The sequence below is a fragment of the Deinococcus indicus genome (assembly GCF_002198095.1).
GTDB lineage: Bacteria > Deinococcota > Deinococci > Deinococcales > Deinococcaceae > Deinococcus > Deinococcus caeni.
In genome coordinates this window covers 1-11171 of the sequence record NZ_NHMK01000029.1, presented here as the reverse complement: position 1 = coordinate 11171, position 11171 = coordinate 1, and the positions used below count along the sequence as shown (strand labels likewise).

Here is an 11171-nt window from a genome sequence, read left to right as displayed (position 1 = left end):
ACGAGTTATGCACGTTTGTGACCCGCCACACCAGATTGCTGTGGATCTGGCTCGCCATGGACCGCCACTCGCGCCGCATTGTGGGCTGTTTCATAGGGGCACGGGATGAGGTCAGTGCCTTTGGACTGTGGGAGAGTCTGCCCGCCCGGTATCTGGATGCCCGGTGTCATACCGATGGCCTTGCGGCATACAAATCCGTGGTGTTTGGCGGCCTGCACGTCATCGGGGGCACGCAGCACATCGAGCGCTTCAATGCCACGTTGCGGCTGCGGGTGGCTCACTTGGTCAGGCGGAGCCTATCGTTCAGTCGGAAGCAGGCACATCTGGAACTCCTGATCTGGATGTTCATTCACCGCTACAACGCGTCATTACGATGAACCCACGACCCATGGGCGCCGGAAAACCCGCCCTGGCACGCACCTGTTGCGGGGGCGGCCGGGAGGGGTATGCAGCGCGGCTGTGTGCTCATATGGATTCCGTTTGTTTCGCCAACAATCCGGAACTTCACCGGATTGCCGGCTCCACGTCCGGAACCCTTCCCTCTCCCACTCGCTTCGCTCGGATTGAACGGCTTTATAAGCCATTCAATCGGAGTCCGTATCAGAGGTCTTTCTCCCAGGTGATCCACATGCGTTCCGTGCGGTAGCCCAGGCGGGTGTTCACGCGCAGCATGGGCAGGTTCAGGACGGTGCCGCCCGTCCCGGCATGCGCGAATCCCTCTCCTTTCGCCCAGGTCAGGGCGTGGGCTTTCAGGGCGGTCATCACGCCCCGCGCGCGGTGGTCCGGGTGGGTGACGGTGCCCTCGCTCTCTACCTCCGGGCCTCGTGGAGTCAGGCGGGTCAGGGCGACGATCTGGCCGCGCCAGCGCGTGACGAAGGCGGCCTCCTCGCGGCGGATCACGTCCCGCAGGCCGTCACAGGTCAGGGGGTCGGGCGTGGTGGTCGGGTTGCGCGGCTGGTCGCGCACGCCCGCCCGGTGCAGGTCGTACAGGGCGTCCCAGTCGGCGTCGGGGGCGTCCGGGCTGAGGCGTTCGGGCTCGTAGCCGGCCAGGAACAGCCGCTCCTGAAGCGCCTCGAAGAGGGCGGGGTCGAAGGTCCGCAGGTCCAGGTGCGCGCCCCAGGACTGCCATGCGTTGCGGAAGCCGGCCGCCGCGAAGAAGGTCATCTGCTCCGTGAAGTCCTCGCGGGTGACGCCCAGCACGCGCCGGAACCCGGCGGGAATTGCAGCCAGATGCGCCAGCAGCAGCGGCGTGAAGTGGGCGGCGTCTCCGGCCACGTCCAGCCGCAGGGCGTCCGGCACACCCTCTCCGAACGGCGCGAGGCGCGCGGTGGCGATCACCACGCCGTCCTGCTCGGCGACGAGGCGGGTGGGGCGGGTGTCGGGCTGCCCCTCGCGGAAGTGTTCTGGTGCGTAGGTCCAGTGGCCGCGCACACCCTCCGTGACGAGGCGGGCGACCGCTGAGGCGTCGGCGGCGCGGAACGGGCGGAGGGTGGGCATGGTTATCAGCATGGACCCTCCCAGGCGATCCAGTCGGGTTCGATGTTCGCGCCGACCTGCCGCAGGGCGCGCAGGTACGCCCTGTCCGTGGCACTGCCAGCGGTGTTCAGGAACGTGATCCCCTGGTTCTGGAGGGCGCGGGCCGTCAGGGCCAGCAAAGCGCGGCCCACGCCCCGGCGGCGGTGGTCGGGGGCGACGGTCAGGACGGCGTTCCGGGCGTTCAGGCGCGATGTCTCCGGCAGGGAGATGCCGATCAGCTCCTCGCCCTGCCACGCGAGATGCGCGGCGTCCCAGAGGGTGTCCTCGTCGGCCAGGGTGGGGGAGGCGGCGGGAATGGTCGGCGCGGCCGTCACCTTGTGGTCGCGGGTGCGGGTGTACAGGTCATGCAGGCGCGGATCGTCCGCGTGTGGCTGGGCGGGCGTGAAGTGGTAGCCCCGGTTCTCCAGTGCCCGGCGGAGGTCGGGGGTGGGGTCAGTCCAGTCCCGCAGGTGCAGTCCGCCGCCGAAGGTGCGGTGAACCTCGCGCAGGCCCAGGGTGGTCAGATCGGGGGCGGTACTGAGGTAGTCCTCGCGGACACTCAGCCACAGGTGGGTGAGTCCCTGGGCGCGGGCGGCGTCGCGGGCGGCGTGCAGCAGCGTGGGGGCGGTGTCGTCGGCGCGGTGGTCGGGGTGCAGGTGGAGGCCGATCCACAGGTGGGTCGGGTGGAAGTCCGGTGCCCACCGGGTGAGCAGGCCGCGCGGCTGGCCGGGCTCGCCCACAACGAGCGTGCGGGTGGGGTGGCGGTCCCAGCTGGTGCGTAGCTGGGCGGCTGTGGTGTGGAAGTGAGGTTCCTGGGTGCTGTTCAGCAGCAGGGTGGCCGCGTACGCGTCTACCGGTTCGGGGGAACGGATGTGCATGTGTTCACTGTGCGCTGGCGTGTGGGCGCGGCGCGAATCGGTCGGGTACGCCATCTGGCCTACCGTGAATAAAGGTGGCCTCAAGGGCTGCCGCATGTTGACTCAGTGGATATTCACGGAAGGGCTTGCGCCTATTCTGTCTCCGGCGTATTCTGTCTGTACCGGAATGGAGGCGACATCAGCGCGCCTGCTCCCCAGGACGGATGACGGCCCCGGATCAGGTCCACGGACCCCGCGCGGCCAGCCCTGCCCCCCTCACACAGTCCAGTCCGGCCGCCCGCCACCACGACGGGCGGCCCTTCTGCGCCCCGCCGCGCGACGCTCCGGCAGCCGCGCCTGCTGGGCCTATCTATGGGACTGTGAAGGTCTTTCTATAAGTGTACACGGTACACATACTCTTCTCGGGGTAGGATACGCAACATGTCCAGCGACATCTCCCAGCTGAGTGTGAACACCATCCGCACCCTGAGCATCGACGCCGTGCAGGCCGCCAACAGCGGCCACCCAGGCGCTCCCCTCGGCGCCGCACCCATGGCGTACGCGGTGTGGCAGGACTTCCTGCGCTTCAACCCCACACACCCGGAATGGGCCGGCCGCGACCGCTTCGTGCTGTCCGCCGGGCACGCCAGCATGCTGATCTACAGCCTGCTGCACCTCACCGGCTACGACATGCCCCTCGAGGAACTCAAGAACTTCCGCCAGTGGGGCAGCAAGACCCCCGGCCACCCCGAGTTCTTCCACACCCCCGGCCTCGACGCCACCACCGGCCCGCTCGGGCAGGGCGCCGCGATGACCGTCGGCATGGCCATGGCCGAGGCGCACCTCGCCGCGCGCTACAACCGCCCCGACTTCCCCATCTTCGACAACCACACCTACGCCATCCTCGGTGACGGCGACCTGCAAGAAGGCGTGAACCACGAGGCCGCCGCCCTGGCCGGCCACCTGCGCCTGAACAAACTGATCTGGCTGCACGACGACAACGAGGTCCAGCTGGACACCGCCACCAGCAAGGCCGAGAGCGAGAACACCGCCCAGCGCTACGCGGCGTACGGCTGGAACGTCCTGAAAGTCGCCGACGGCAACGACCTGGACGCCATCCGCGCCGCCATCCGCGAGGCGCACGCCAGCGACCGCCCCACCCTGATCCAGGTCCGCACCGTCATCGGCTTCGGCAGCCCCCGCGCCGGCACCAGCAAGGCGCACGGCGAACCCCTCGGCGCCGAGGGCGTCACGACCACCAAGGCCGCCCTCGGCTGGGAATACCCCCCCTTCACCGTGCCCGAGGAAGTCAGGGCCCACATGGACGCCACCGAACGCGGCGCGAAACTCGAAGCCGACTGGAACGCCCTGATGGACGCCTACCGCGCCGCGCACCCCGACCTGGGCGCCGAGGTGGACGCCCTGCTCGCCCGCGACCTGCCCGCCAACCTCAGCGACGTGCTGCCCAGCTACGAGGTCGGCGGCAAGGGTGTCGCCACCCGCAACGCCAGCGGCGAGATCATCGGCGCCCTGGCCGCCGCCGTGCCCGGCCTGATGGGCGGCAGCGCCGACGTGTCCGGCAGCACCAAGACCACCATCAAGGACGGCGGCGAGATGCAGGCCGACAGCATGGGCGGCCGCAACGTCCTGTTCGGCGTGCGCGAGTTCGGCATGAGCGCCGCCGCCAACGGCCTGAGCCTCTACGGCGGCCTGCGCCCCCTGGTCGGCACGTTCCTGGTGTTCGCCGACTACCTCAAACCCGCCTTCCGCCTCAGCGCCATCCAGATGCAGCCCGTCACGTACGTCCTGACGCACGACTCCATCGGCCTGGGCGAGGACGGCCCCACCCACCAGCCCATCGATCAGCTGGCCATGCTGCGCGCCGTGCCCGGAGCGCACGTCATCCGCCCCGCCGACGCCAACGAGACGGCCGCCGCGTGGCAGATGGCCCTCGAGTACGACAAGGGCCCCACCGCCCTGGCCCTCACCCGCCAGGACCTGCCCATCCTGCCCCGCAACCACGCCGGCGTGAAGAAGGGCGCCTACGTCGTGCGCGACGCCGACAGTGCCGGCGGGGAGGGCGCGCAGGTCATCCTGATCGCGTCGGGCAGCGAGGTCAGCCTCGCCCTGGACGCCGCCGAATCCCTGGCCGCCGAGGGCATCCAGGCGCGCGTGGTCAGCATGCCCTGCATGGAAGTGTTCCGCGCGCAGGACCGCAGCTACCGCGACAGCGTCCTGACGCCCGGCGTCAGGCGCGTGGCCATCGAGGCCGCCAGCAAGGGCCCCTGGTACGAGTGGGTCGGTACGGACGGCGCCGTGATCGGCATGGACACCTTCGGCGCCAGCGCGCCCGCCAGCGTGCTGTTCGAGAAGTTCGGCTTCAGCGTCGCCAACGTCACCAAGGTCGTCAAGAGCGTCCTGTAAGCCCCGCACCACAGAAGAGCCGGACCCCTCATTGCTGAGCGGGTCCGGCTCTTCTGTGGTGCACTCGACTGGATTCGAACCAGTGGCCTGCCCCTTAGGAGGGGGCCGCTCTATCCAACTGAGCTACGAGTGCGGGCAGGTGTGGCGGCGCTGCGGGCGCGCAGACGGGAGTATAGCAGGGTCCCCTGGAGGCCGGAATGCCCGCGCGCAGGGCACAGAAACGTGAGATAAAAATGTAAGCGGGCCCTACCTATACTCCCTTGAGGTTCTTCATGACGAACGCTGTGTACACCATGACCGTCCGCGCCCTGTCGGGCGTCGTTTCCGAACGGGCTGCCGAGACCATGCTGCGGGCGGTGCTGCGCGAGCAGAATCTCGTGGCCGAGACCGTCACGGCCCAGGAGATGCAACAGGTGATCTCCGGTCCGCTGCTGTCGCGCCTGGAGACCGTGATGCCGGCCACGCGGGCGCGCAAGGAGCTGCTGAGCCTGGCCGGGCAACTGGAAGCGAAGTATCCGAAAGCGCCGACGCTGTTCACGGCGCACGTGCCGCACGCCAGCTGGGACGAGGCGGGCGGCACGACCATCTGGAATGATCTGCTGCTCAGCGCGGACGATTTTGAATTCGAGGACCCGGAGTACGGCGGGTCGCTGGAGGGCCGGTCGTATGACCTGTCCACGACGCTGGATCAGGACGCCCTGATTCAGCTGCTGGGCCGCCTGAGTGGCGTGCAGGGCGTGATGGTGTGCCGCGCGAGCGGTGAGGTGCTGCGGTCGCGGTCCGTGAAGGACCCGGCCGGGCTGGGCAGCGTGGTGGCGGCGAGCGCGATGCTGTTCCAGCGGCGGTCGCTGCGGCTGCTGTCGGCGGATCTGGGCGGGCAGACGGTGTGCATGTGTCCGCTGGGCGGGTACTGCGTGGCGGTGGTCGCCAATTCTCAAGCGAACGTGGGGAGACTTCTTGTGGAACTTCAGCAATTGCGGGTGGCGGCGTGAGCCTGTCCATTCAGGATGACCGGACGGGCCGCGTGCGCGCGCCCATGACGCTGCTGGCCCTCGCGGCGCTGGGGCTGGGCGGCGCGGGCGCGCAGGACCTCGCGGCGTACAACTCGCTGGCGCAGAACCTGGACGGCGCGGTGACGGCGCGGGCCTCGTCGGCGCAGGCGGCCCTGACCCGCCTGGACGCGGCGCAGTCGGCGCTGGACACGCTGTCGCCCACGCTGCGCAACCGGCAGATCGTGACCGGCCTGAAGGACGCGCTGGGCAGTTCCCGCGCGGCGCTGGGCCGCACCCCGGCGGAGCTGGAGGCGCAGGTGCTGCTGGCGCGCGGGCTGATGCGCAAGGCGCTGTACGACCAGACGCTGGCGCTGCTGGCGTCCGCGCCGCAGAACGGTGCGGCGCAGGTGCGGGTCCTGGCGCGCGAGTTCGGCCTGACCGGCGACGCGGCGGCCGCCCTGAGCAGCGACGCGCGGGCCGGACGGCTGGAACGCACCGCGTGGCGGCTGGAGCGGGCGGCGGTGCAGAAGGTCAGCGCCAGCCTGCAGGCGGCGCGGCCCGCGCAGAACACCGCGTCGTACGTGAACCTGGCGCGGGCGACTGGCTGGTTCACGGTGGTGCAGGATTCGGCCGGGGCGGGCACGTTGACTGTCTCGCAGTTCGGGGACGCGCTGCGGCAGCTCACGGCGGGCGACACGGCGGCCCTGACGACCTCACTGACGACGCTGCGGCAGGGCACGGCGGCCTTCGCGGCGGCGCTCGCCAGCCCGCCTGCCGCGACCGGTCGCGCGCCGGGCACGCAGACCCCCACCCCAGGGACCCAGACTCCGACCACGCCGCCGGCCACGACCCCGCCGGCCGCGACCAGCCCGACCGAAACCACGCCCGTCACGACCCCGCCCGCGACCACACCGGTCACGCCGGCCCCGTCTGCCGCGCAGGGCGCAGCCGGCGTGTACGCGGCGCTGGGCCGGGCGCTGGCCGCCACCGGTCACGCGGACAACGCCTCGGCGCGCGCGGCCCTGGCCGAGGCAGGCACGGCCCTGGCGGGCGCCCCGGTGGCGCTGCGCAACGCGGCCGGCTTCGACGCGCTCGGCTCGGCCATCGCGGGCGCGCAGGGACGCGGTGCGCTGCGTCCCAGCGACGTGCAGGCCCTGATCGGCGGACTGGCGAACCTGGAGAACGCCGCGGCGGGCCAGCCCGTCAGTGCGCTGGACGGCAGTTCGGTGGGCGTGTCCCGCTGGTTCAGCGGCTGGCTGCGGGTGCTGGTGTTCGCGCTGCTGGCGGGCCTGACGGTCGTGCCGCTGTACCTGCTGAACCTCGCGTTCGGCGGCCGGAACGTGTACTGGCGCGCCATCCTGGGCGGCCTGGCGCTGCTGATGCTGCCGCTGTTCCTCGAGGGCCTGTTCGGGCTGCTGGGCGCGTTCGGGGATCTGTTCGGCGCGGCCGCGCTGCGCAACCTCACGAACCTGACCCTCAGCCAGGGGGCGTACGCCCTGCCGATCTGGGCGCTGCTGGGCGCGGCCGCCATCGGCCTGACCGCCTTCGGCTTCCGGGGACTGTGCGAACAGTTCGGACTGCTGGGCAACGCCAAACCCAGCGTGCAGAACACCACGCAGCACACCAGCATTGACTGGGATGAGGACGTCTGATGGCCAGCGCCAGCCTTCAGCGGCTCCCGGTGCAGATGCTGGGCGATCTGGTGTCGCCCCGCGCGCTCGAACGGATCCTGCAGGACGCCGCGCAGGCGCGCGGCAGCACCCTGGACACCCTGGACCCGGCCATGCTGGAAGACATCCTCAAGCGCGAGGTCTTCAAGCGGCTGCAACTGAGCGTCCCGGCGCCCCTGGCCAAGAAACGCGTGTCCGAGGTCCTGAATGAACTGATGAAGACCACGCAGGAGCGGCAGCTGCCCTCCCCGGTCGTCAGTTCGCTGGTCGGGCTGGAGGAGGGCGCGCGGCGCTTCACGCTGTACTTCGACTGGCCCGAGACGCAGCGGCTGCGTGGCGTCCTGAGTGTCGCCCGGCAGGAGGAAAAGGAGGGGCGTGACATCAGCGCCCTGGTCCTCGAGGGGCAGAACCTGATCGAGGTGATGGACCGCCGACTGCAGGAAGGGCTGGTCGAGCAGGGCCAGGACCTCGCGGAGCTGCGCGCCACGTTCGCGCGCGTGCAGGGCATGGGCGGCAAGGAAGTCCGCCGCCTGGAGACCCTGATCGGGCAGATCGACGAGGCGCAGTCGCAGGGGACGCTGCTGCCGGGCGAGGTCGAACGCGCCCGGAACATCACCTTCAACCTGCGCAAGCTGCTGGAGTCGTCGGTGGTGCAGGCCGTTCAGAACGTGGACACCGCCGAGATTCCCACGTCCGCCACGATCCTCGACCCGGACGCGCAGGCGCGCGTGCTGGCGCTGGAACAGGAGCACGCCGCGCAGCAACTGGGCACGCTGGAACGCGAGTTCGCGGCCCTGCTGCAGGCCCGCCCGGACCTGCGCGCCCAGCACGACGCGCTGCGCGGCCTGCAACACGGCAACCAGCTGACGGCCGACACGGTCGAGAACTGGCGCGAGCAGCTGAAATTCGAGCGGGAAACCGTGCTGGGCGAGCAGCGCAGCCGCCTCACGCAGCTGGAGACGGCGCTGGCCGGCGCGGTCAGCGGCGCGGACATGCGCATCGCGCTGGATTCCGCGCGGCACCTGCTGGACATGGGCAGCCTCGCCACGGACGAACTGCAGGAACTGAGCGCCATGCACGAGTCGCTGCAGGCGGGCGTGAATGCCCAGTCGCAGCTGGCCGCGCAGCGCGAACTGCTGGACATCGAACGCTCGGCCCGGAATGTGCTGGGCGCCAGCGCGGAACTCGCGCCGCTGCTCGCGCAGGCCCGCGCGGACCTCGCGCAGGGACGCGAGGCGGACGTCGCGGCCCTCTGGGGCCTGCTGGAGCGCCGCATGGGCGCCGCCGCGCAGGAACGCGAGGACTTCGACGCCCGCGCCGACCGGGTCGTGCAGGAGTACGACACGGTCCGCAGTCTGGCCGGCGAGACCACCCAGAAACTGGGGCGGCTGGCCGACACGCTGCGCGCCCAGCGCCGCCTGGGCCGCATGAGCGCGCAGGCCCGCGAACGCTACGAGCAGACCCTGCTGGACGCCGAGGCGCTGCTGGCCGAGGCGCACGCCGAGTACCGCGCCGCGCAGGAGGTCACCGCCACCTTCGGCCAGGACGCCCTGAGCGGCCTGCTGGACGTGTTCGACTTCGAGGAAGCGGCCGACACCGGCCTGCTGGCCGCCGCGCCCACCACCCCGGCCACCACCGCCCCGGCCGACCCCTTCGCGGCGCTGGGGACCTTCCCGGCCACCCCGGCCCCGGCGGCCGCTCCCACCCCCGCCCCGGCGCCCGCCATGAGCGCCTCGGCGCTGTTCGACACGCTGCTCTCCTCCATCGGCGCGCCGGCGCCCACCCCCGAACCCACCCCGGCCCCCACGCCGGCCCCGGCGGACTCCGGTGCGCCGTTCACGCTGCCGCCCGTCCTGACCCCGGACAGTGAACAGGTCGACACCTGGCTGTTCCAGCACGGCCAGATCCACCACGGACCGCACGGACCCGCCGCGCAGGGAATGCTGGCCCTGCTGACCCAGGCGGCCGCGCTGGGCCTGCAACGCCTCGACATGAACGACGCCACGCACGTCTGGTCCGCCCGCAGCGGCGCGCCCGGCGAGTGGCGCGTGGGCCGCGCCGTCACCTGGACCGCGCTGGACGAACGGGTCGGCCCGTGGCTCGACACCGGCCAGGGCTGATCCGGACTCCGCTTCTTTCCCCGCTTGCGGCCGCCCGGCATACTGGGCGGCATGACCGCCGAACCCCTGCTTCCCGAACCGGGTGACGTCCTGCTGCTGCGCGGCCTGAGCGAACAGCAGCGGTTCGGAGCCCGGCTGGCTGCCGCCCTGCCGCCCGGCAGCGTCCTGTTCCTGGAAGGCGAACTGGGCGCCGGAAAGACCAGCCTCACGCAGGGGCTGGTCGCCGCGCTGGGCTTCACCGACACCGTCACCAGTCCCACCTACGCCCTCATGAACGCCTACCCCACCCCCGCCGGGCAGGTCCTGCACGTCGACGCGTACCGCGTGCGAGACGTGAACGAACTGTACGAGATGGACCTCGACGACCTGATCGAACGCAGCCGCCTGAGCGTCATCGAATGGGGCGAGGGCCTGTACGCCGACTACCCCGCCGCGCCCATCCTGCTGCTCGAACACCTGGACGGCGCGCCCGACGTGCGGCGCGTGACCCGCCGGCGCTGAAGACGCAAATCTTCTGAACGGCAGGTCAGACGGCAGTACACTGGCATTCATGACGGAACGGTCCCAGCAGAGTAGACGCAAAGTCCCCCTGCCCGTCCAACCGGTGCTTCAATTAACAGAGCCGCCGCTCTCCAGTCTGGAAGTGCAGCGGCATGCGTTGCAGCGCCTCACGGCCCGCCCGCAGACTGCGCAGCAACAGGCCGCCGCGCCCGTGCTGCGCGCCGCAACCTTACAGCGCCAGGAAGAGGGACGCCTCGCCAGCGAACGTGACACCATCCAGCGACAGGTAGCTGCCCTGGGCAACGTTGCTCCCGTCCAGCCGCAGACCCAGTCACTCATTCCTGCCAAGCCCGTCACGCCGTCCGACTGGGTCACGGTCATGCGTCACCGCGCCGAGGGCGTCGAGGGACAGCGTCTGGACACCCGCGCCTTCGGGGCATTCCAGACCCTGCAACGACAGGTCGCGCAGACCCTCGCCCACAGCTTCCGCAGCGACCGGAGCGAGCCCCAGGCCCGGTACACCACCTATGGCGAGCACCTCGCCACGCTGCAACGCCACGCACTGAGTGCCCCGGTGTCCCGTGTGGTGCTGGGCATGGTGCCCCCAGCCGAACGCCTGCCGCTGCAACGCGCAGCAGACGAGGCGCTGCAACGCCAACAGGCGCAGGAACAGGCGGCGCTGAACTTCGGGAGCCTCCAGACGCTGCAACGGCGACTGGCGGAACTGGACGCCGAGGCGACCCAGCCGGTCCTGCAACGAATTCAGGCCAGACGAGGGGCGGGAAACCCCCTGCCGGAGGCGATCCAGCGGCATCTGGAGGGGGGCCTGAACCACGACCTGAGCCGCGTGCGGATTCACGACGATGCGGAGGCAGACAAACTGACCAAGGGCGTGAATGCCGTGGCGTTCACGACAGGGACGGACATCTTCTTCCAGGCGGGGCAGTTCAATCCGAACACGCAGAGTGGGCTGGAACTGCTGGCGCATGAGGTGACGCACACCGTGCAGCAGAGCCAGGGGCGCGTGGGGACGGGCATCGACCCGGACGCCGGACTGGAGCAGGAAGCGCGCAGTATGGGCGCGCGACTCGC

Annotated in this window: 9 protein-coding genes and 1 tRNA gene; 7 read left to right on the top strand and 3 right to left on the bottom strand. The window is 70.7% G+C overall.

Features of this window, described 5'->3' with window-relative positions:
- Window positions 1-377, top strand: a 377-nt coding sequence (locus tag CBQ26_RS17130; RefSeq protein WP_280522610.1) for an IS1 family transposase, incomplete at its 5' end; no start/stop codon positions are given.
- A gap of 223 nt (window positions 378-600) precedes the next feature.
- Here the strand turns inward: CBQ26_RS17130 and CBQ26_RS17125 are convergent.
- Both CBQ26_RS17125 and CBQ26_RS17120 read right to left on the bottom strand, forming a co-directional pair.
- Window positions 601-1497: a GNAT family N-acetyltransferase gene (locus tag CBQ26_RS17125; RefSeq protein ID WP_088249851.1), complete on the bottom strand. Its 897-nt coding sequence runs from the start codon at window positions 1495-1497 to the stop codon at window positions 601-603.
- Between the two features lie 5 nt (window positions 1498-1502).
- The gene (locus CBQ26_RS17120; RefSeq protein WP_088249853.1) at window positions 1503-2393 is read right to left on the bottom strand and encodes a GNAT family N-acetyltransferase; all 891 of its coding nucleotides are present in this window, start codon (window positions 2391-2393) and stop codon (window positions 1503-1505) included.
- Window positions 2394-2813: 420 nt separating this feature from the next.
- Between CBQ26_RS17120 and tkt the strand changes: the two genes are divergently transcribed.
- A complete protein-coding gene (gene tkt / locus CBQ26_RS17115; protein ID WP_088249850.1) occupies window positions 2814-4796 on the top strand; it encodes a transketolase in 1983 nt (660 codons plus the stop codon).
- Window positions 4797-4852: 56 nt separating this feature from the next.
- On the opposite strand, the gene CBQ26_RS17110 is transcribed toward tkt, so the two are convergent.
- Window positions 4853-4929: transfer RNA gene (locus tag CBQ26_RS17110), tRNA-Arg, on the bottom strand.
- 139 nt (window positions 4930-5068) lie between these two features.
- Between CBQ26_RS17110 and CBQ26_RS17105 the strand changes: the two genes are divergently transcribed.
- The 5 genes from CBQ26_RS17105 to CBQ26_RS17085 form a co-directional block, all read left to right on the top strand.
- The gene (locus CBQ26_RS17105; RefSeq protein ID WP_088249849.1) at window positions 5069-5788 is read left to right on the top strand and encodes a roadblock/LC7 domain-containing protein; all 720 of its coding nucleotides are present in this window, start codon (window positions 5069-5071) and stop codon (window positions 5786-5788) included.
- The gene (locus CBQ26_RS17100) at window positions 5785-7440 is read left to right on the top strand and encodes a hypothetical protein (RefSeq protein WP_229844459.1); all 1656 of its coding nucleotides are present in this window, start codon (window positions 5785-5787) and stop codon (window positions 7438-7440) included. The genes CBQ26_RS17105 and CBQ26_RS17100 overlap by 4 nt, the downstream gene beginning before the upstream one ends.
- Window positions 7440-9578 carry a coiled-coil domain-containing protein gene (locus CBQ26_RS17095; protein ID WP_088249848.1) on the top strand — a complete coding sequence of 713 codons (2139 nt, stop codon included), beginning with the start codon at window positions 7440-7442 and terminating at the stop codon, window positions 9576-9578. Before CBQ26_RS17100 ends, CBQ26_RS17095 begins: the two co-directional genes overlap by 1 nt.
- 51 nt (window positions 9579-9629) lie before the next feature.
- Window positions 9630-10079: a tRNA (adenosine(37)-N6)-threonylcarbamoyltransferase complex ATPase subunit type 1 TsaE gene (tsaE, locus tag CBQ26_RS17090; protein ID WP_088249847.1), complete on the top strand. Its 450-nt coding sequence runs from the start codon at window positions 9630-9632 to the stop codon at window positions 10077-10079.
- A gap of 49 nt (window positions 10080-10128) precedes the next feature.
- A partial coding sequence (locus CBQ26_RS17085) for an eCIS core domain-containing protein (RefSeq protein WP_143342197.1) occupies window positions 10129-11171 on the top strand: 1043 nt, incomplete at its 3' end.